Source organism: Ursidibacter sp. B-7004-1, from assembly GCF_053654055.1.
The window spans coordinates 59,214-80,263 of the sequence record NZ_JBSIUP010000003.1; the positions used below are offsets into that span (position 1 = coordinate 59,214).

The following is a 21,050-nucleotide window of genomic DNA, read 5'->3' on the forward strand; positions in this document are numbered from 1 at the left end:
CATCAATATTATTTACAAGATTAAGGATTGATAGAGATGATTAACGCCCCTTTTTTTGATAAACAGCCCACCGATAAATTTACGGAAATTTTTTGCTTGATAGGTTCGCAAGCGTGGGGGGCATTGAGCTACAACAAACAAGAAAAACGAGCGAATGGGCAAGAATGGCTACTCTTATGCCAAGCTACAGGCAAAGACCCTAAAAACCTACCGCTTGTTATTGGTAAAGACCAATTAAACCAAGTACACCAGCTTAATTTAACCCAAAGCCAAACAATGATCCGTTTTTGTCAGTTTGGAGAATTGATCGAAATGCAGAAAACCGCCCTTTTGCAAAATATCGCCCAAAACTCACCGCTTGAAAAAGTGATTTTTGCCGATAATTTAGGGCAGACAATCGAAGACGTAAGCGACTATATTCACCGCCTACGCACTGACGAAAGCACCCAACAACTTGCCAAAATGGCAGCGGATAAAATCGCCGAGAATGAGCCGAAATATAGTCCCTATTTTGAAGAACGGAATATCAACGGACGTAAGGGCTTATATTATGTTGTTCCGAAATTAGATAAAGAAGGCGATGTAATGTATGAGATTGAAAAATGGGCTTGCGACCCGTTAGAGCTAAAAGGCGAGGGCTACACCGAAAGCGGAGAAGCCTTTTATATTTTTGAATGGCTACACCCACAAACCAAAAAACGCCACCAAGAAGCGATTTCTTTCGCCAACTTTGGAAAAACAGCAGGTTGGGAAGTTATGCAACGTTACGGCTTAAAAATGACGAATGAAAGCTATTTAAACAAATTAGCCGACTATTTCCATTTTAACGGCGACCATACAACAAAATGGAGCGTAACAGAAAAGACAGGCTGGCATAATGGGGCTTATTTATTGCCAAGTGGCGAGATCATTGGCGAACCTAAAAACCCTGTATTATTTAAAAATAAAAGCAATGGCGAGAACGGTTACACCACAAAAGGCACGGCGGAAAGCTGGAAAAATGAGATCGCTCATTATATCAGAGGGAATCAATCAATGATGCTGGCTATTGCCGCATCTTTTGCTAGTCCACTCTTAAAAATTCTCAATGCAGATTCTTTTGGCGTTCACCTTCACCACGATAGCACTGCAGGGAAATCCACCGCATTAAATTTGGCTAACAGTATATGGGGGCATCGTAAAACCCTTGAAAAATCGTGGGATAACACCCCCGTAGCCATTATGAACTTTGCTCAATCAGTAAATGACGGTTTATTAACCCTTGACGAACTAGGGCAGGTTCAAGACGTAAAAGACGTTGAAAACGCAGCCTATAAACTTTTCAATGAAACAGGCAGAGGAAGAGGGCAAAAAGACGGCGGAAATCAAGAGGTAAACAAATGGAAAATCACCGCCCTATCAACGGGCGAATATGATTTAGAAGGCTTTTTAAAATCGAAAGGCATCACCCCAAAAGCAGGGCAATTAGTCCGACTGCTCAACGTGCCAATGATAGAGGCTAAAGAATTACACGGTTTTACTGATAACAAAGCTCACGCCGACCACTTAAACGCACAAACGTTTGAGCATTATGGCGTTGTAGGGCGTGAATGGATTAAATTTATCATAGCCAACAAAGCCGAAATTAAAGCCCAATATAAAGCCGTTGAAAAGCTATGGTTAGAACGATTAGAACACCAAAACGCACAGATCCAGCGAGTATCAAGCCGTTTTGCTATATTAGAAACCGCCCTACAACTTGCCAAATCATTTACTGGCTGGAGTGAAGAAGAAAACAGGGAGGCAATTTTAAAATCATTCCTAGACTGGCAAGAAGATTTTGGCACTCGAAGCCGAGAAGAAACCACCGTAATAAATCAGGTAAATAGCTGGCTATTTGCGAATTTAGAAAGCCGTTTTATTAAATGCCCAGCAGTAGGCGAATATCCACAACCCACCGTTTACAATGCGGCAGGTTATAGATTTATTCAAGATTATGGGAAATATAAAAAGGGGCAGATGTTTATTATCCCGAAAGTCTTCACCGATGAAGTATTAGCAGGCAGAAATAAGAAAGTAGCGTTAAAAGTCTTAGCAGAAGTGAAGATGCTAACGCCAAATCAAGGGAAAGATACAACTAATGTTTACTTGCACAAAATACCGCTTGCGATTGACCCAAAACGCACTCGATGTTATTTAGTGGAACAGTTAGACGAAAGCACAGAAGACGAACCAAGCGAATGATTTTACCCACCCCGCACAATGCGGGGATTTTTTTCGCCTTGAACCCCAGAATAAAATTTTACAGAATGACTAAAAATAATGTGGACACGATGACAAAAAAATAAATATCTATATAAATCAATGTCTTACATATATTAAATTGTCCATTATTGTCCATTTATGTCCATAAAATACACCTAAAACACTATTTTTTGTCCACTGTTGTCCATTTAGGAAAAATTCAAAAAATGGACTGTCCATTTTTTTAAAATAAAAAGTGGACAATTTTTTGAGTTTAAGTTATTGAAAAATAATAACTTTTTGTAAATTGTCCTTGTGTCCACATTGTCCTGATAAAAAAATGCAATTAGGAAAAAAAAGAAAAAATAGTAAGAAGGGAAAAATCAGGGGAGTAAATTTTATTGATTTATGTATTGAAAACATTACAATACAAAAACAACCACAAGGGGGGATAATGTACATTATTGAACAAACGCCAATTTTTAAGGAATGGCTAAAAAGTGTAAAAGACCCTATCGCAAAAATTACAATGATTAAGCGAATTACACGGGCAGAAAATGGCAATTTTGGCGATCATAAATTACTGGCGAATACGGGGGGCATTTATGAAATGCGAATAGATACGGGCAAAGGATACCGCATTTACTACGCTCAAGCAGGAGAAATCATTTACTTGCTAACCAACGGTGGAGATAAAACAACCCAACAAGCCGATATAGAGAAAGCTCAAACAATATGGGCTGACTACCAACAGCAAGCAACATAAAACGGAGGAAGCAATGAATAAACCACTTACCGCAGAATATAAAGCAGAATTAGGCATTGCCCGATTTGATGCAGCGGAATACTTAGAAAGCGATGATTTGATCGCTTTATACCTTGCCGAAACCTTGAAAGATGGCACAGATGAGGAATTTATCCAAGCCCTAAACACCGTGGCAAGAGCTAAAGGAATGAATGAGATCGCTAAAAAATCAGGTATTGGTAGAGAAAGCCTATATCAAACGCTTTCAAGCAGTAAGCCAAGGTTCGAAACGGTTCGGAAAATTCTAGATGCAATGAATATTGAGCTTATTCCAACTATTAAGACCACATAACCGATAACACACCAACCACAGGGCGAGAAATCGCCCTTTTTTATCTTCCATAGGTAAATAATAATCTTGATTTACATCAAATTATTTCTTCATTGTTGAACTTGTTGAATACTCTTTATTTTTTGGCGATTATGAATTTAAAAGCGATCTTATGTATCAAATGATGTAACTATTTAGAAGATTAAATTTTGGCGAACCCTTGTAATGTAAGATCTTATTAAAAGGATCTGTTACGGTAGGGGGACCATTTTAGAGTTTTTATACGTTCGCAACAGTAAAAAACATCAAGAAAATCAATCAAATATATTCTTTTTTTGTTCGCTTAGGTTCTTATAGGTTCGCTTGTGTCCGCCTTTAAATGTTCCCTTTTGTGTTCCCTCGTTTATGAGGGTAAAAATCGAGGGAACACTAGAGGCTAGTTTTAACGAATTATAAGGGACTAACCAATGGCTAAAACAAATCTAATCACTAATATAAAAATACGAAACATACACCATTTGAATTTATTCATTATAGAGTGCCATATATAAACTATTTTCAAATTGGTTAAGTGGCGCTCTTTTCGTTTTACGTTCAGGATCAGTAGATGTTGAATAGCCATTGACAAACTGCACAAAAGCAATCTTTTCTCCACGTTTGTTTGTCATAAATCCAGCAAGATTATAAACACCTTTTAACGCTCCTGTTTTTGCGATCAGATTATTTGCCAATGGCTCAGCTGAAATCGATCCTCGACCAGATAATGTCCCATCAACACCAGCAATGGGGAATGTTTCAAGCAATTTTAGCTGTTCTTCATTTTGAGCAATAAATTCCAGAGTTTGTAACATTGTTTCAGCATTCACTTGATTATGACGAGATAATCCTGAACCATCTACAATTACGCTATTCCCAAATTGAATATTCGCTTTACTTTTAAATAATGAACGAATGGTATGGCTTGCTAATGGAAATGATGCAGGTCGCTTTGATTGTTGATGAGCAACCGTTCTGAAGATTGTATCTGCAATTTGGTTATCTGATTTTTTCATCATTTTTTTAAGTAATACAGAGAGCGGTTGAGAATAATGTTCTGCCAATAAAGCACCTGATGGTGCCTTTGCAGGTACTTGAATTTGCCCAGTAAATTGAATACCTAATCTAGCCAAATAATTTTTAATTAAATTTGCTCCATAGGTAGTTGGATCTTGTACTGCAAAACTTAAACCAAAAGGCTTATTTTGCTTAGCTAAACAACCTTTAATTTGATAACGGTTATTATCACTCACAACCGCATCTAATAAGCAGTAATCTGATTCAGGTTTCTCTGCTACATAAGCGGAGCTAAAGACTTGGACAGGATAAGCTGAAGGAACATCAACGCTAATTAAGCTCCCTGCCGATTTATTCGCATCCAAATTAACGTAAAAACAGTTGTTATCAATATTTACAGCAGCGGGTGGTGCACTAAAACAGATATTCAGATCATTCCAAACCCACCCAGCAGCTTTATCGTGGCTAGTAAATACCGTAGTATCTAAAATAAGGTTACCTCTAATCGTTTGAATACCTTGTTGCTTTAATTTGGACACAAGTTGAAATAATTGCTGGCTAGTTAAATCAGGATCTCCTGTAAAACGGGCAATTAAATCACCGTTCAAACTACCATTTTCTATCTTTCCATTAGTTAAAAGAGCAGTTTGGAATTTAAAATCTTCTGGTAAGGCTAATTTTGCCTCTAATGCCGTAAATACTTTTTGTGTGCTTGCTGGCAACATAAAGGTTTTACTTTGATATTCTGCAATAATTTGATTTGTGGTTAAATTCTTAGCGATGATACTTGCCGAAGCACCTTCGGGTAAATGCGACATTATTGGCACAAGATCAACCTGTGCTTGAGCTGTAAAAGCTGAAAACGAAAAGAGCGATAGCCAACCAAGTTGGCAAAATTTGTTTAAAGATGAAATCATAATCAAGGTTGCTATTTTTTAAAAGAAAATGAATAATACGAGTTTAGTTAAACTTCGTAAATACACAATAGCAGATATTTGTGGGCGTTAGTTTGAGAATTTCAAACGGCTGATTGTAAACAAGCGGTAGGTTTTATTCTGTTTTTTACAATACTATTGTGTAACGACATACATCATACATAAGGAAATAAAATGCAACAAATTCCAATGACAGTGCGTGGTGCTGAGTTATTACGTGAAGAACTTGAATTTCTCAAGAATGTACGCCGTCCTGAAATTATCAATGCGATTGCCGAAGCTCGTGAACATGGTGATTTAAAAGAGAATGCAGAATATCACGCTGCACGAGAGCAACAAGGGTTCTGCGAAGGGCGTATTCAAGAAATTGAAGGAAAACTAGGCAATGCTCAAATTATTGATGTCACCAAAATCCCTAACAACGGCAAAGTTATTTTTGGTGCAACCGTAACACTGATCAATACAGACAGCGATGAAGAAGTAACTTATCGCATTGTTGGCGATGATGAAGCGAATATCAAAGAAGGCTTAATTTCTGTAAATTCTCCTATCGCTCGTGGATTAGTCGGTAAAGAAGTCGATGATACCGTCAATATTAAAACACCAGGCGGTAATGTTGAATTTGATATTATTGAAGTACAGTATCTTTAACTAAATCCAAGGGCTTTTATTAAAGCCCTTTATTAGCTAGTTAGCAAATTGAATTCTATGTCGTATCAATCCTGGTAAAATAAGTATATAAGTACTAAACAGATATTCTTTGTAACTTTTACCCAAATCTAACAGCTTGTTTAGCTTGACGAGCTAATTCATTTGATTACACTAAACACTTTTTAATCCACTAGATCCTAATGCGAATACCTAGAATTTATCATCCAGAATTATTAGCAGGCAAAACGCACTGTATTTTATCAGAAGATGCGACTAACCACGTTGGACGAGTACTGAGAATGAATGAAGGAGCGGAGTTAGTACTCTTTGATGGCTCAAACTATACTTTTTCTGCTCAAATTAGCCAAATCAGCAAAAAACAGATCGAAGTAAAAATTTTATCCCACCAACTTGATGATAGAGAGTCAAATTTGCCAATCCACTTAGGTCAGGTAATCTCTCGTGGTGATCGAATGGAGTTTACCATTCAAAAATCAGTCGAGCTGGGTGTAACGACTATTACGCCATTATGGTCTGAACGCTGTGGTGTTAAATTAGAAGGTGAACGCCAAGATAAAAAATTGCAACAGTGGCAAAAAATTGCAATTTCTGCCTGTGAACAGTGCGGGCGAAACATCATTCCTGAAATTCGCCCCATAATGAAACTCACTGATTGGTGCAAAGAGCAAGACGATATGCTCAAATTGAATTTACATCCAAGGGCAAAATATACCATTAAATCACTCCCCAATGTGCCGTCTGCTGGAGTTCGGTTATTGATCGGCTCTGAAGGTGGACTTTCACCAGAAGAGATTACAATGACCGAGCAACAAGGTTTTACCGAAGTCTTATTAGGAAAACGTATTCTTCGCACAGAAACCGCATCACTTGCTACAATAACCGCTCTACAAATTCTTTATGGAGATTTAAGTTAATGAATTTACAAGGTCAATTATTGATTGCCACCCCAGATATGAATGACGATTATTTTGATCGCTCTGTCATTTATATTTGTGAGCATAATGAGCAAGGGGCAATGGGATTAATGATTAACTCTCCCACAGATCTGTCGGTAATGGAATTACTGGCAAAAATGGACTTTTTAATGGCAAATGAACGTAGTTATAGCAAAGATCAGCTTGTCTTAAATGGTGGACCTGTTAGTCAAGATCGTGGCTTTATTTTACATACTAGTACTAATGCACCATTATTACATAGCTATGAGACAGCAAATAATATTACACTCACGACATCAGGTGATATTTTAGATACTTTTGGACGAAATAACTCTCCTGAGCATTTTATTGTCTGTCTAGGTTGCTGTACTTGGAAAGCCGATCAGCTTGAGCAAGAAATTGCCCGTAATTATTGGTTAGTTTCACCAAGTAGTGAACATATTCTATTCCACGCAGGCTATTTAGATCGCTGGTCGGAAGCCTATGAAATGCTTGGTATTGAAGGCTTTCTAGCAAAAGCAGGGAGAGCTTAATGGGGAAAACGATTCTCGCCTTTGATTTTGGAACAAATAGTATCGGCTGTGCGGTTGGGCAAAGTATCACAGGCACAGCTCAAGGACTACCCGCTTTTAAAGCCCAAGATGGTATTCCTAATTGGGAGCAAATAGGCAAAGTAATTAGCGAATGGAACCCTGATCTACTAGTGATTGGTTTACCTTTAAATATGGACGGTACAGAACAACCACTTACACAACGAGCCAGAAAATTTGCCAACCGATTAAATGGGCGATTTAACCTACCAATAGCCTTACAAGATGAACGACTTACAACGGTTGAAGCTCGTTCTGAAATTTTTGCTCGTGGTGGCTATAAAGCCTTAAAAAAAGATAAAGTGGATTCGATCTCTGCTTGCCTTATTTTAGAAAGTTGGTTTGAGAGCGACGGTCTATCAGGATAACTTATCTAAGTTTATCGCTTTCTGCTCCGCTCGTCTTTTTTGAAAAAAATGGCTAATTTTCTGGCTACATTCAGTTGCCATTACCCCACCACGAATTTGTAAGAGATGGTTCATTTTGTAATCTTCAAAAAAATGAAAACGAGATCCCACAGCTCCTGTTTTATAATCACTCGCACCAAAGACCAAACGCCCAATTCGGCTATGTAAAATCGCCCCTGCACACATTGTGCAAGGCTCAAGGGTAACATAAAGCGTAGTATTTAATAGCCGATAGTTTGCGAGAGCTTGCCCTGCCATTCGGATTGCTTGAATTTCTGCGTGAGCAGTTGGGTCTGATAAGATAATTGAACGATTCCAACCCTCTCCCAGTATCTCGCCATTGTCCGATACCAACACTGCACCAACAGGGATTTCACCTTCAGCTTCTGCTCGCTGTGCAAGTTGTAAAGCATATTGCATCCATTTTAGATCATCTTGAGAAATCTCAAGGGAAGAAGTTAGTTGAGTAGGTTTAATAAACATTTGTAAAAAATTCCTTAAATCTAACCGCTTTTTATACCAATAAATCGATCTTGTTGGGATTTAATATAATAAAGAAAATGCTCCTTTCGGAGCATTAAGACTGATGACAAACTCTAATTTCTTGTATTTAATAAGTGGACGCCAAGCGTGGCGTCCCTACATAACAAAAATAAAATATTTATTTTTCAATTGGTTATACATCTTCTTTGTAGGGGCGCCACGCTTGGCGTCCGAATGAAAACACTTTGTCAATAATCTGAATGCTCCTTTCGGAGCATTTTATGTTAATTAGTCACGACGTCCACGTTTATCGCCAAAACGCTTCTCTTTAAACCCGCCTTTACGCTCTTTAAAGCTACGATCATCACGATCACGTCCACCACGTTTTTCATTACGATCACCACGTCCACGACCTCTTCCCTTTTCTTCATACGGAGAATTATTGCTTGCTGAACTTGCTGGTCCTAATAACGACATTTGCATCGGCTTGCTCAATACACGAGCTTTTTGAGCAAAATGTTGAACTAAGTGATTTGGCATACCTTGTGGTAATTCAATCGTTGAATATTTATCGTGTAATTTAATATGCCCAATATAGCGGCTACTAATATCACCTTCATTTGCAATAGCTCCCACGATATGACGGACTTCTACACCATCTTCACGACCAAGTTCGATACGATAGAGATCCATTGCAACACCATTATTCTCACGATGCTCACGACCACCACGACGCTCTGCAGAACGTGGATTTTCACGATCTCGTCCACGACCACGCTCACCACGAACTGCTTTGATTTCTGGGTCTGGTGGTAAAATCAATTTTTGTTTCTCTTGTAGCAACATCATCATTGCGGCTGCAAGTTCTTCGTGATCTTGATCTGCCGTAAAGAGATCTTCAAGTAGTTCACGATAAAGCTCAAGATCGTGGTGCTCTAATTGTAATGAAATTTTCGCCTTAAATTTTTCACGGCGTTTTGCCATTAAAATTTCGTGATTTGGTACTGGCACTTCATCAATCGGCTTTTTCATTAAATGTTCGATATTTTTGAGTAAACGGCGTTCACGAGGTTCAACAAATAATAACGCACGTCCTGAACGACCTGCACGCCCTGTACGTCCAATACGGTGAACATAAGATTCGGCATCTAGTGGAATATCATAGTTTACTACTAAGCTAATACGCTCAATATCAATACCGCGAGCAGCTACATCGGTTGCAACAACAATATCTAAACGACCTGATTTCAAACGATCTAAAGTTTGTTCGCGTGCTTGTTGGGTCATATCACCATTTAATGCTGCTGCACGATAGCCATTACGTTCCAATAATTCTGTGACATCAGTCGTACCTGTTTTAGTACGAGTAAAGATAATTGACGCATCAAATTCTTCCACTTCTAAGAAACGTAATAACGCATCATTTTTACGGAAACCATTCACTAACCAGTAGCTTTGAGTGATGTCTGGTGCTGAACGCTGAGTTGCTTGAATTTTAACTTCTTGTGGATCATTCATAAAACGGCGTGTAATACGGCGGATTGGCTCTGGCATTGTTGCCGAAAATAACGCTGTTTGGTGATTTTCAGGTAATTCTGCCATTACTGTTTCAACATCTTCAATAAAGCCCATTCGCAACATTTCATCCGCTTCATCTAATACAATGGTTTTCAATGCAGAAAGGTCTAAAGTACCACGACGGATATGGTCAAGAATACGCCCTGGCGTTCCAACTACAACTTGTGAGCCTTGTTTTAACGCTCGAATTTGAATATCGTAACGCTGCCCACCGTAAATAGTAACAACACGAACGCCTTTCATATTTTTGGTAAATTGTTCACAGGCATCTGCAACTTGGATTGCAAGCTCACGCGTAGGAGCCATAACAAGCATTTGTGGGTAACGTTTTTCAACATCAATTTGTGCTAATACAGGTAGTGAAAATGCCGCAGTTTTACCACTTCCTGTTTGTGCCATACCTAAAACATCACGCCCTTCGAGTAAGTGGGGAATACAGGCTTGTTGAATAGGTGATGGGGTTACAAAGCCCATTTCTGTTACAGCATCAAGGATAGATTGTGGTAAGCCTAAATCGGCAAAAGTCATAGTGTTAGTTGTCATAAAATTCCAAAAAGGTTGTTTAGGAAATGCTTTTTCTAAATTACTTCCCCTCTTTAGAAAAGAGGAGAGGAAGTAATGGAAATTACACATTTCACTAAAAAATAAAAATTATATTGTTGAGCTTTTTAGGTAAGAAAAATAAATAGAAAACAAATCAATGCTTTATATAACTTGTCACACAGTACAAGCGGTGGAATTTACAAGATATTTTGCAAATCTGACCGCTTTATCGTCCTAATTTATCCCAACAACAACTTTCCCAATAGTTATGGGAGCTGTCTTATTAGCCCGCAAGCGAGCTAATTCAAACAAGGCAAAACGATACTCAACAAAGTTATATACTTGATTTGCAATAGTCAGACGGAATAGGCTAGATGCCTCTTCGACTTGATTCAATTTGAGTGTTTGTTTTGCAAGATAAAAATAAGTTTCTGTTAAAATTTCAGCATACTGAGCCGTATTTGGTTCAGCTTGAGCATTCATTTTTAACCGAAGCTGTTCTAGGGTGTAATCCCCAAGAAAATAGGAAACAATGTTTGTCCCCCAAAATGTATTAGCTAACCCTTTTGAACGGCTTGCTAAATTTGCTTTTGCTTCACTTGGTGATAGCTCTAATTCATTAAAATATAACCATAAAACACGATAAGGATCAGTCTTATCCGCTTCATAGAAGTAGAGTAAATCACGTTCTGCTTCAGCATATCTACCACTATAATAAAATGATAATCCTCTATTTAAACGAGTATAATCGTAGTTAGGATCAAGCTCTAATACTGCATTAAACGCATCTACTGAGCTATCATAATCATCTTCTAAGAGTAAATACAAACCTAAGTAATTGTATGCAGCAGCCATTTTGGGATTTAGCTCTACCGACTCCGAAAAATCATTGCGAGCAAGCGACCATAATCCCAAACTATCATAAATCACACCTCGCTCAAACAATAATTCTGCTTTCTCTGATTTTGTTAATTCTGCTTCTTGAAGAACTAACGTTAAACGAGCAATCATTACTTCTTGTTCAAAATGTAATTGTGGACTGACTTCTGGTAAAAGCAACTTATGTGGAGAAATAAGATCTGAAACACGATTAATACAACCTGTTAGCAGAACTATTGCCATCATATTGATAATAAACAGACGAAAATTCAACAACTTAAAACGTTGCAACATTCACAAGACCTTAGGTAAAAGATTTTTGAATACTCAAGAGTATTCATATAAATACATTGGGAATAACTAGGGACACCTTATGCTGTGTCCCTAAAACAGAATTATTCTGCTAGTTCCTGAGATTCTTCCACAATTTCTGTCGTTTCTGAGGCATTATTCAAGTCTTTCATTGTTAAGCGAATACGACCTTGACGATCGATTTCAACCACTTTTACTTGAACTTCTTGACCTACTTCTAAATAGTCTGCAACACGCTCAACTCGAGCATCTGTGATTTGAGAAATATGTACTAAGCCTTCTTTACCACCAAGGATAGATACAAATGCTCCGAAATCAACTACACGTGTTACTTTACCTTTGTAGATTGCATTCACTTCAACTTCAGCGACGATTTCTTCAATACGCTCCATTACACGTTTTGCAGCATTATTATCTGTTGCAGCAATTTTTACTGTACCGTCATCATCAATATCAATTGATGTATTAGTTTCTTCAGTTAATGCACGAATTGTTGCACCACCTTTACCAATCACATCTTTGATTTTCTTCGGATCAATTTTCATTGTATGGATACGCGGTGCAAAATCTGAAATATCCGCACGAGCAGCAGGGATAGCTTGCTCCATTACACCTAAAATATGTAAACGAGCCCCTTTCGCCTGTTTCAATGCAATACGCATAATTTCAGGGGTAATGCCTTCAATTTTAATATCCATTTGTAATGCAGTTACCCCTTCACGGGTACCCGCTACTTTAAAGTCCATATCGCCTAAATGATCTTCATCACCTAGAATATCTGACAGAACAACGAATTTTTCTTCTTCTTTCACTAAGCCCATTGCAATACCTGCAACAGCTGCTTTAATCGGCACGCCTGCGTCCATTAACGCAAGAGATGCACCACATACAGATGCCATTGATGAAGAACCATTTGACTCAGTAATTTCAGAAACCACACGCACTACATACGGGAATTCTTCAGCGGTTGGCATTACGGCTAACACACCACGTTTAGCTAGACGACCGTGACCAATTTCACGACGTTTTGGTGAACCGATACGACCTGTTTCACCCACAGAATATGGAGGGAAGTTATAGTGGAATAAGAAACGGTCTGATTTTTCACCTGTTAATTCATCAATGATCTGTGCATCACGCTCTGTACCAAGTGTTGCAACCGCTAATGCTTGTGTTTCGCCACGTGTGAAAATTGCAGAGCCGTGAGTACGAGGTAAAACACCAGTACAAATATCTAATGCACGAACAGTATCTACCGTACGACCATCAATACGAGGCTCACCTGCAATAATACGGCTACGAACGATTTGGCTTTCTAATGCTGTAATGATATCAATTATTTTGCCTTCAGAAACACTTTCATCTTCAGCGGTTAAAGTCGCAATGACCTCGGCTTTAATGGCATCAATTTGTTCATAACGAGCTTGTTTTTCAACAATACGGTATGCTTCGCCAATGCGTGTTTCCGCTAGTGCTTTAACTTTATTGATTAAATCTGTATTTGGTTCTGGTGCAACCCAATCCCAACGTGGTTTACCTGCTTCTTTTACGAACTCTTTAATATTTTCAATAACAACTTGTTGCTGTTCGTGACCGAACACCACCGCAGCAAGCATCTGTTCTTCAGTTAAGATATCTGCCTCAGATTCAACCATTAAAACTGCTTTATCTGTACCCGCAACCACTAAATCTAAACGGCTAATTTTTTGTTCCGCCATTGTTGGGTTTAACACGAATTGATCGTTGATAAAACCAACACGAGCCGCACCGATTGGGCCATTAAACGGCACACCTGATAAGGATAACGCCGCTGACGCACCAATCATTGCGACTAAATCAGGGCTAATTTGTGGATTTACAGAAACAACCGTTGCAATAACCTGGATTTCGTTGAAAAAGCCTTCAGGGAAAAGTGGACGAACAGGGCGGTCAATTAAACGTGCAATTAAGGTTTCACCTTCAGAAGGACGACCTTCGCGTTTAAAAAATCCACCAGGGATACGCCCTGCCGCATAAGTACGTTCTTGATAATCTACGGTTAATGGGAAAAAATCTTGCCCTTCTTTCACATCTTTTTTAGCAACTACCGTTACAAAAACGGTTGTATCATCCATACTCGCCATTACCGCTGCTGTTGCTTGACGAGCGATTGCACCTGTTTCTAATGTAACAGTATGCTGACCATATTTAAATTGTTTTACAATTGGAGTCATTATTCATTTCCTTTAAAAATCTTTAGTTTTATCGTTTTATTTCTTAAAAATTGCGACTAGCAAAAATCATCTCGCTTAATGAGATAACTTTTGATAGCCGCCTCTTACATACCTAGAAACAAAACTGCCGTATTATACAGAAATTTAGATAAAAATCGCCTAGTATTTCGTAAATTTGGAAAATTTATTGTTAAAGTCACCGCTTTGAAATACTGCTAACTCATTGGTTGTATGGCATCATTTGCATTCAATACATCTTGAGATAAGCTCTTCTAAATAACTATAATCAGCTTTCATAAATGCCAATACCGATGCGTCAATCATTTCCTGTTGAGATATATTTGCAAAATTAAGCTTATATCCTACCCGATCAGCCAATTCCGAAATAAAGATTCGTTGCACCCTTCCGTTACCTTCTCTGAATGGGTGATGTACATTTAACTCTCCCAAGTAAAAAGCAAGGCGTTTAATCAACTCTTCTTGATTCAAACCTAGCAAATAATTTTCTGATTTTAGCTGATCGAATAATTTATTTAACTCTGGGATAATTCGCTCTGGACGAGTGAATACCGTATTACCTTTTGATAACGACCCACTACGAATTTTCCCAGCCCACTCATACACAGGAAAGAAAATAAATTTATGAATATCTTGCAAATGCTTTAAGTCAAAATTTCCTACAATAGGTTTTGTTTTTAAAAAAGCGATGCGCAATGCAGTAATATCACGCTCACGATCTTCTAATTCTTCAACTGTTTTTGCCTCTAGCTTATTTTTTAAAGTACCATTTTTATAAATATAAGGATCATTACTGCCATAACGCATAGATTTCATTTTCTGCTTGTTCCTGTGTAATTTCTCCTTCAATCCATTGATTTAATAAAGTCTTTGCAGCCTCGCTTACAACAAGCCCTTCTATGGCATTATTATTAATTGCGAATTGAACTGCTTCTTGACGTTTCTGTTTTTCAATTAAAGACATATTTACTCCAAATAAATTTCTTTCATTGTACAGTAAAACTCAAATACTGCTACCTCACTATGAATACAAAATAGGAAAATCTAACGCAAATACAAAAATATTCAAAGTTAAGCTCTCTCACATTCCAACTTATTCATACAACAATAACCTAATGTCATTGTTTGAGTATGATAGTTTTGTAATGTGCAACGATGACCAACACTAACAATGATACTTTCAGGGAGTGATTGTCTCACTAATTCGTATAGCTGCCTTTCCATTGTTTCTTCAAGTGCTGACGTTGTTTCATCAAGTAAAATTAATGTTGGTTTGGTTAATAAAATTCGTACAAAGGCAATACGTTGTAATTCACCTGGTGAAAGAATTTGTTGCCAATCTTTTTCTTCATTTAGCATTGTATTGTATTTTTCTAAACCACATTGATTCATCACATTTATGACTTGATGTTCTTCTGATTGAATATTAGGATAGCAAATTGCTTCTTTTAGTGTTCCTTGTGGTACATAAGAGCGTTGTGGAAGAAATAGTGCATTTTTTTGAGATGGTGCAGTAATATGCCCTGTCGTTTTAATCGGATAAATTCCTGCTAACACTTTTAGCAATGTCGTTTTTCCTGTTCCAGATGCTCCTTGAATAAGTAACGCATCACCACTTTTTAAGGAAAAATTCACATTTTCTAATAATGTACGCCCATCAATCCCTTGAATAGTTAAATTAGAAACGGTTAAATGATGTTCATCAACAGTTGCAACCGCCTTTTCTTCTGTGTTGAGATGTTCTAAGGTAGTAAAAAAGCCGTATAGACGATTTAATCTTGCTTGGTATAAGGTAAATTCATCATAAAATAGGCGGAAAAAGGATAATGCTCGCATTAAACGATTGAATGACTGTACCGTTTGATGCATATCTCCTAGCGTAACTTGTCCAGCAAAGAAACGTTGAGATTGCAACATTAGCGGTAAAATCATTGCAATTTGTGTTACTCCCGTATTAAAACCGTCTAACCCCAGCATTCTTCGTACAATGTTCCAACGATTATGGATAACCGCAGAAAATTTTTCTTGAAGGTTATGCTGTTCTTTCTGTTCCCCCGAATAGAATGCAATACTTTCTGCATTCTCACGCAAACGAATGAGTGAGTAACGATAATCACCTGATAGTTTTTCTTTAAGGAAATTTAAACGAATAAGTGGGCGACCGATAAGGACAGAAAATATGGTTGCGATAATAATAAAAATATAGATAAAAAATACGACACCTTTGGGAATATCTACACCCAATAGTGACAAAATCCCCGAAAGTCCCCATAGAATAATAGTAAACTCAATAGTTGAAACAATTGCATTGATTACTCCACGAACAGCTTCAAGAGTACCTTGCACAAACTCTGTGGCATCTTGTTCAATACGTTGATCAATATTATCAGGTAACTCTTTTTGGTATTTGATTAGGTAATAGTTTTTATTTTCCAACCAACGAGTCAGCATTTGAGCATTTAATTTCTCTAACCAACGGATTTCAAAGGTCTGCTGTAAGAAATAGTTAATAATTGCGTGAATAATCTTCACAATGACCAACATTAAGTTAATCAACGCAAAAAACCAAAAAGCATCAGCTTGTTGCTTTTGTAGCGAACTATACAAGCCATTATAGAAAAAGGTATTAAGTACACTAATTCTGACTTCGAGTAAAATCATCAACAGCAATAATATAATTAACCCTACGGTTTTAAATTTGTTCGACTGTTGCCAACAAGGTTGGACGACATACCAGAACTTCTGTCCGAAATGCGTTCTATGAAGTAATAACCCAGCCAGATATAGTCCAATAGAGACACAACATAATGCGATACATAGCCACGAAAAGCTACTATTTAATTCAGCTTGCCAATTATTCATTTTAGTTACGACAGATGATTATTTTAGTAATGACAAAGGGGCGAACTCGCCCCACAATAAAAGTAAGCGGTAAGATTTTCCCAGTAATTTGCAAAAAACACCTGAGATCTTACCGCTTACATAATTAGAATGAATATTCCGTTTTCACCCAATAAGTACGAGGCATACCTAACACTGCAAAGCTACGGTCGTATTGCCCACGTTGAACCTGCCAATAGTTCTTATTAAACAAGTTTTCTACACCTGCACGCACAACGACTTCTTGGTTACCCGCAAATTTCACACTGTATTTTGCCCCTGCATCTACGGTGGTATAAGAAGGTAATTTATATTTTGCAGCAGTATCTTGATAAGATTTACCGTAATGTTGTAATCCTGCGTTTAAAGTAAGATTACGAGCAAAAGGAGTATCCCACTCTAGGTTAGCCTTTAAAATAACTCTAGGACTAGTAACCTGAACACCTGATACAATTTGATCCGCATAGGTTGGAAAATCAAACACTTTACCCTGGTTATAAGCAATGCCTAAACTTGGGCGTAACGTTTTCTCCAATAAGTTAGCGTAAATATTAAATTCAACACCACGATTACGCTCTTTACCTTGTTCTTTTCCTGCTCGACCTTTTAGTACATTTGTATTACCACGAATAATCCCTGGACGGCTAATTTGGTAAACGCTTAATGTGGTCGTCACTAAGTCATCCCAGTTTTTACGAACACCGGCTTCAAGCTGTTTGGTTACACGCGGGCTGTTCATTTCTCCTGTTTCAGGATCGGCACTACCTGGCTCTAAATCTTCAAGGTAGTTTCCATAAAAGACTAAATCAGGATTTGCGACATAAGCGAGCGTAACCATTGGGCTAAAGCGATCTGCTTTCAAGGTTTTATTTGTAGCTCGATTTAACTGTTCAATCCATTGAAAACGTCCACCTAAGGTTAAGCGAATACTGTTATCCACAAACCCTAAGGTATCTGCAATCGCTAAACTTTTGGCACTGAGTTTGTTATCCGTATTTTGAGTATTTGGAGTGAGATCAACATTATTGCTCAGACTTGCAAAACTTGGTTGGTAAATTGTACCTCCAGAGATTGAAGTGCTTCCGCTACGATCATGATCACGCTGACGTACCACAGAGTCAAACGCTAAATTCCAATGATGTGAAACTGCTCCTGTGTCAAACTCCCCTTGTAATTTTAAATTGCCACTTGTGGTTCGAGAGACAAAATTTATTCCACGAATATCAGTTACACTGAATTCACCATTTTGTTTCACACTTGTAATCTGACCAAAAGCACCGTAATAACGAGATTCCATATGCCCGAAACCGCCTGACAAGGTCATATTATAGGGTAAGTCATACTCAAAGGTTGCCATTGCCGTTTGATCTGAAGTCGTTTGCCCCAACCAACTTGGGTTGAGATTTGTCTCACCGCTTGGTGCTGCAGGTATTGCATAGGTGAAATTCTGCATATCTTGAATACGAGCTCGACTACCGTCGGTTTTGCGTTTGTTCTGCATATAATCCAATCCAACACGTAATTTATCGCCACGATAATCGGCACCAATGGCAATTTCTTTCGCTCTCTCATCATAATCTTTACGAGCTGTATCGCCATCACGATATTTACCGCTCACGCGAATGCCCCATTCTTTGTTAGTGCCAAAACGGCGACCAATATCAAAGGACTCTTGCAAACGGCTATCACTAAACCAAGCAAAACCGAGTTTATTGATATCTTCATCTGTGGCACGTTTGGTTTCAATGTTGATCGACGCACCTGACGAACCTTCTGGGTCCATTCCTACTGTGGCAGTAGAAGCCCCTTTAATTAACTGTGCAGAGCCTACTGCAGAAGTCGGCGTATTGTATGCAGAATAAAGCCCTGCTAGCCCATTTACGCTAAATTGACGAGCGTCTAATTGCAAACCGCGTACATACACACCTTGCAATGTATTTGTTTCACCACCAAAATTCATTACCGATGCATCTGTTTTTGCTAACACATCAACGATGTTTCTAGGCTCTTTATCTGCAAAGGCTTTTTCATCGTAATTCACAACGGTAATCGGTGATAGAAAAGCAAGCTGTCTGCCAAGTAAGCTTAAATTAACATCGGCTTTTAATTTTTCAGTCGCTTTAAATTTTTCCAGTTCAGATACCACTGACACTTCATCTAAAGCATTGTTACTTGTTTGCTCTTGAGCGAAAAGACTAAAAGATAGGCTCGCAAATAGCGAAGTATAAAGAATGTTATGTTTGAATTTCATAAATTTGCCCTCAGTAAAAAATAAATTTGATGCTAATAATTATCAACATCTCCAATAATATACTAAAAGCAAAAACTAAATCGTTTTAGCAACATCCTTTTACAATGATTTAATTTTAATAAAAAAATAAAAGTAAAATTTACAATAATTTATTTACATCATCTAAAAAATCCGTTATCTATATCGCTGTCATTCTTTCTGACAATTTCATAACAATTCCGTAACAATCAACCTTGCAATATGAGTTGCAATAAGGATATTTTTATGCAGAACACAGAACACACAGTTTGGACAAATAACAAACACCTTGTCAAGCTCTCCACTCTTGCTACTCTAACTCTATTTACTTTGGCTCCCAATGCATTTGCAGCAAAAGTGCCTGAAGGGGTCAAATTGGCTGAAAAGCAAGAAGTACGTATTCAAGCTACTGCCGAGGCTGCCACTTTAGATCCACAAAAAATGGAAGGAACGGCTGAAAGCTACTATGCTCGCCAATTATTAGAAGGATTAGTCAATACTGATTCGGAAGATAATATTATCCCCGGTGTTGCAGAGCGTTGGGAATCTTCGGCAGATAATCAATCCTTAACTTTCTATTTACGCAAAGATGCAAAATGGTCAAACGGTGATCCCGTTACCGCTCACGATTTTGTGTATGCTTGGCAACGTTTAGTTGATCCAAAAACAGCTTCACCTTACGCAACTTATCTCGAATTTATGAAAATGGAAAATGTTGCAGATATTGTCGCAGGTAAAAAATCACCTGATACACTGGGGGTAAAAGCGATTGATGACCATACTTTACAGCTTACTTTAACTGCACCAGTGCCTTATGCCGCAGAACTTACACAACACGCTTCGCTTTTCCCTGTACATAAAGCAACAGTCGAGAAATATGGCGATAACTGGACTCGCCCAGAAAATTTTGTCGGTAACGGTGCTTATAAACTTAGTGCTCGAATTCTCAATGAAAAAGTAGAGCTAGAACGTAGCTCAACGTATTGGAACGATAAAGAAACCGTTATCAATAAAGCTATCATTTATATCTTAAATGACAATGCCGCTATTTCTCGTTTCCGTACTGGTGAGATTGATATTGCGAATATTCCATCAACCCTTTACAAAGATCCTAAATTCCGCAAACAATTCGATTCGCAGATCCATAATTCTCGTAAATTAAGTACATTTACTTACGAAATGAACCTAGCGAAAGCACCATTTGATGATATTCGCGTGCGTAAAGCATTAGATTTAGCGTTAGAGCGTGAAGTAATTACGGATAAAGTTTTAGGTTTTGGTCAGTTGCCAACATTTAGATTTACGCCATTTTATATTGGGGCGGGTGAGAAAATTAAACAGCCTGAATATGCAAGCTGGACTCAGCAACAACGTAATAAAGAAGCTAAAAAATTGTTAAAAGAGGCAGGTTACAGCAAATCTAAACCGCTCAAAACCGAGCTACTTTATAACACTAACGAAGGCTTAAAAAATATAGCGGTTGCAGCTACGGCAATGTGGAAGAAAAATTTAGATGGTATGGCAGATATTAGGCTTAAAAACATTGAATGGAAAACCTTCCTAGACACTAAAAATCAGAAAAACTATACCATTGCTTTCAGTGCTTGGGCTGCCGATTACAATGATGCCAGTACTTTCTTAACTTACTATTTATCCAATAGTGAGCAAAATAAAATCGGTTTCAAAAGTGAGACATTTGATAAACTCATCAATGATTCCTACTATGCGAAAACCCCTGAAGAACGTGCTGAAATCTACGCTAAGGCAGAAGAAGAGTTAGGCAAACATCACCCATTTGTAGCGATTTACCACTACGCTGGCTTATTCATCAAAAATCCTAAATTGAAAGGTTACGAAGGTAAAAGCCCACAAGGTGTTTACTTCTTGCGTGATCTTTATGTAGAAAAGTAAAACACATCAACTCATAATCAACGAAAAGCGGTCAGTTTCTTGCAAATTTTTGCGAAAAACTGCCCGCTTTATT

General features: G+C 38.0%; 17 protein-coding genes. 8 read left to right on the plus strand and 9 right to left on the minus strand.

What is annotated here, in order from left to right; translation table 11 throughout:
* Positions 1–36 precede the first annotated feature (36 nt).
* The 3 genes from ACWIW0_RS01785 (at position 37) to ACWIW0_RS01795 (ending at position 3,320) form a co-directional block, all read left to right on the plus strand.
* Positions 37–2,223 carry a DUF927 domain-containing protein gene (locus ACWIW0_RS01785; RefSeq protein WP_454451958.1) on the plus strand — a complete coding sequence of 729 codons (2,187 nt, stop codon included), beginning with the start codon at positions 37–39 and terminating at the stop codon, positions 2,221–2,223.
* Between the two features lie 454 nt (positions 2,224–2,677).
* A complete protein-coding gene (locus ACWIW0_RS01790; RefSeq protein WP_454451959.1) occupies positions 2,678–2,989 on the plus strand; it encodes a type II toxin-antitoxin system RelE/ParE family toxin in 312 nt (103 codons plus the stop codon).
* A gap of 13 nt (positions 2,990–3,002) precedes the next feature.
* Positions 3,003–3,320: an addiction module antidote protein gene (locus ACWIW0_RS01795; protein WP_454451960.1), complete on the plus strand. Its 318-nt coding sequence runs from the start codon at positions 3,003–3,005 to the stop codon at positions 3,318–3,320.
* Between the two features lie 503 nt (positions 3,321–3,823).
* Here the strand turns inward: ACWIW0_RS01795 and dacB are convergent.
* The gene (gene dacB, locus ACWIW0_RS01800; protein WP_454451961.1) at positions 3,824–5,269 is read right to left on the minus strand and encodes a serine-type D-Ala-D-Ala carboxypeptidase; all 1,446 of its coding nucleotides are present in this window, start codon (positions 5,267–5,269) and stop codon (positions 3,824–3,826) included.
* 192 nt (positions 5,270–5,461) lie between these two features.
* Here dacB and greA point away from each other — a divergent pair, with 192 nt between their 5' ends.
* The 4 genes from greA to ruvX all read left to right on the plus strand — a co-directional run bounded on the left by greA (position 5,462) and on the right by ruvX (position 7,852).
* On the plus strand, positions 5,462–5,938 hold the full coding sequence (gene greA, locus ACWIW0_RS01805; protein WP_157393947.1) for a transcription elongation factor GreA: 477 nt from the start codon (positions 5,462–5,464) through the stop codon (positions 5,936–5,938).
* 200 nt (positions 5,939–6,138) lie between these two features.
* Complete coding sequence (rsmE, locus tag ACWIW0_RS01810) at positions 6,139–6,873, plus strand: 16S rRNA (uracil(1498)-N(3))-methyltransferase (RefSeq protein WP_454445663.1); 735 nt, start codon at positions 6,139–6,141, stop codon at positions 6,871–6,873.
* The gene (locus ACWIW0_RS01815; RefSeq protein ID WP_454451962.1) at positions 6,873–7,427 is read left to right on the plus strand and encodes a YqgE/AlgH family protein; all 555 of its coding nucleotides are present in this window, start codon (positions 6,873–6,875) and stop codon (positions 7,425–7,427) included. Before rsmE ends, ACWIW0_RS01815 begins: the two co-directional genes overlap by 1 nt.
* Positions 7,427–7,852, plus strand: coding sequence for a Holliday junction resolvase RuvX (gene ruvX / locus ACWIW0_RS01820; protein ID WP_454451963.1), 426 nt, complete (start codon positions 7,427–7,429; stop codon positions 7,850–7,852). Before ACWIW0_RS01815 ends, ruvX begins: the two co-directional genes overlap by 1 nt.
* On the opposite strand, the gene tadA is transcribed toward ruvX, so the two are convergent.
* The 8 genes from tadA to ACWIW0_RS01860 all read right to left on the minus strand — a co-directional run bounded on the left by tadA (position 7,844) and on the right by ACWIW0_RS01860 (position 19,048).
* Positions 7,844–8,374 (minus strand): tRNA adenosine(34) deaminase TadA, encoded by a 531-nt coding sequence (tadA, locus tag ACWIW0_RS01825; protein ID WP_454451964.1) that lies wholly within the window; start codon positions 8,372–8,374, stop codon positions 7,844–7,846. The two genes, ruvX and tadA, sit on opposite strands and share 9 nt — an antisense overlap.
* A 288-nt stretch (positions 8,375–8,662) precedes the next feature.
* Complete coding sequence (locus tag ACWIW0_RS01830; protein WP_454451965.1) at positions 8,663–10,495, minus strand: DEAD/DEAH box helicase; 1,833 nt, start codon at positions 10,493–10,495, stop codon at positions 8,663–8,665.
* 234 nt (positions 10,496–10,729) lie between these two features.
* Entirely contained in the window at positions 10,730–11,668 is a 939-nt protein-coding gene (nlpI, locus tag ACWIW0_RS01835; RefSeq protein ID WP_454451966.1) for a lipoprotein NlpI, read from the minus strand.
* 101 nt (positions 11,669–11,769) lie between these two features.
* A complete protein-coding gene (gene pnp / locus ACWIW0_RS01840; protein WP_454451967.1) occupies positions 11,770–13,899 on the minus strand; it encodes a polyribonucleotide nucleotidyltransferase in 2,130 nt (709 codons plus the stop codon).
* A gap of 237 nt (positions 13,900–14,136) precedes the next feature.
* Complete coding sequence (locus ACWIW0_RS01845) at positions 14,137–14,733, minus strand: Fic/DOC family protein (RefSeq protein ID WP_454451968.1); 597 nt, start codon at positions 14,731–14,733, stop codon at positions 14,137–14,139.
* Entirely contained in the window at positions 14,708–14,881 is a 174-nt protein-coding gene (locus tag ACWIW0_RS01850; RefSeq protein WP_454444611.1) for an antitoxin VbhA family protein, read from the minus strand. Before ACWIW0_RS01850 ends, ACWIW0_RS01845 begins: the two co-directional genes overlap by 26 nt.
* Before the next feature lie 107 nt (positions 14,882–14,988).
* A complete protein-coding gene (locus ACWIW0_RS01855; RefSeq protein WP_454451969.1) occupies positions 14,989–16,779 on the minus strand; it encodes an ABC transporter ATP-binding protein/permease in 1,791 nt (596 codons plus the stop codon).
* 124 nt (positions 16,780–16,903) lie between these two features.
* The gene (locus ACWIW0_RS01860; RefSeq protein ID WP_454451970.1) at positions 16,904–19,048 is read right to left on the minus strand and encodes a TonB-dependent receptor; all 2,145 of its coding nucleotides are present in this window, start codon (positions 19,046–19,048) and stop codon (positions 16,904–16,906) included.
* 264 nt (positions 19,049–19,312) lie between these two features.
* On the opposite strand from ACWIW0_RS01860, the gene ACWIW0_RS01865 reads away from it, so the two are divergent.
* Positions 19,313–20,977 carry an ABC transporter substrate-binding protein gene (locus ACWIW0_RS01865; RefSeq protein WP_454451971.1) on the plus strand — a complete coding sequence of 555 codons (1,665 nt, stop codon included), beginning with the start codon at positions 19,313–19,315 and terminating at the stop codon, positions 20,975–20,977.
* Positions 20,978–21,050: the final 73 nt, after the last annotated feature.

What these genes read in the sequence shown, in the direction of transcription:
- ACWIW0_RS01795 (WP_454451960.1), top strand. Translation starts at nt 3,003, where the DNA reads ATGAATAAACCACTTACCGCAGAATATAAAGCAGAATTAGGCATTGCC.
- rsmE (WP_454445663.1), top strand. Translation starts at nt 6,139, where the DNA reads ATGCGAATACCTAGAATTTATCATCCAGAATTATTAGCAGGCAAAACG.
- pnp (WP_454451967.1), bottom strand. Translation starts at nt 13,899, where the DNA reads ATGACTCCAATTGTAAAACAATTTAAATATGGTCAGCATACTGTTACA.
- greA (WP_157393947.1), top strand. Translation starts at nt 5,462, where the DNA reads ATGCAACAAATTCCAATGACAGTGCGTGGTGCTGAGTTATTACGTGAA.
- ACWIW0_RS01855 (WP_454451969.1), bottom strand. Translation starts at nt 16,779, where the DNA reads ATGAATAATTGGCAAGCTGAATTAAATAGTAGCTTTTCGTGGCTATGT.
- ACWIW0_RS01850 (WP_454444611.1), bottom strand. Translation starts at nt 14,881, where the DNA reads ATGTCTTTAATTGAAAAACAGAAACGTCAAGAAGCAGTTCAATTCGCA.
- nlpI (WP_454451966.1), bottom strand. Translation starts at nt 11,668, where the DNA reads ATGTTGCAACGTTTTAAGTTGTTGAATTTTCGTCTGTTTATTATCAAT.
- ACWIW0_RS01865 (WP_454451971.1), top strand. Translation starts at nt 19,313, where the DNA reads ATGCAGAACACAGAACACACAGTTTGGACAAATAACAAACACCTTGTC.
- ACWIW0_RS01790 (WP_454451959.1), top strand. Translation starts at nt 2,678, where the DNA reads ATGTACATTATTGAACAAACGCCAATTTTTAAGGAATGGCTAAAAAGT.
- tadA (WP_454451964.1), bottom strand. Translation starts at nt 8,374, where the DNA reads ATGTTTATTAAACCTACTCAACTAACTTCTTCCCTTGAGATTTCTCAA.
- ACWIW0_RS01785 (WP_454451958.1), top strand. Translation starts at nt 37, where the DNA reads ATGATTAACGCCCCTTTTTTTGATAAACAGCCCACCGATAAATTTACG.
- ACWIW0_RS01830 (WP_454451965.1), bottom strand. Translation starts at nt 10,495, where the DNA reads ATGACAACTAACACTATGACTTTTGCCGATTTAGGCTTACCACAATCT.
- ACWIW0_RS01845 (WP_454451968.1), bottom strand. Translation starts at nt 14,733, where the DNA reads ATGAAATCTATGCGTTATGGCAGTAATGATCCTTATATTTATAAAAAT.
- ruvX (WP_454451963.1), top strand. Translation starts at nt 7,427, where the DNA reads ATGGGGAAAACGATTCTCGCCTTTGATTTTGGAACAAATAGTATCGGC.
- ACWIW0_RS01815 (WP_454451962.1), top strand. Translation starts at nt 6,873, where the DNA reads ATGAATTTACAAGGTCAATTATTGATTGCCACCCCAGATATGAATGAC.
- dacB (WP_454451961.1), bottom strand. Translation starts at nt 5,269, where the DNA reads ATGATTTCATCTTTAAACAAATTTTGCCAACTTGGTTGGCTATCGCTC.
- ACWIW0_RS01860 (WP_454451970.1), bottom strand. Translation starts at nt 19,048, where the DNA reads ATGAAATTCAAACATAACATTCTTTATACTTCGCTATTTGCGAGCCTA.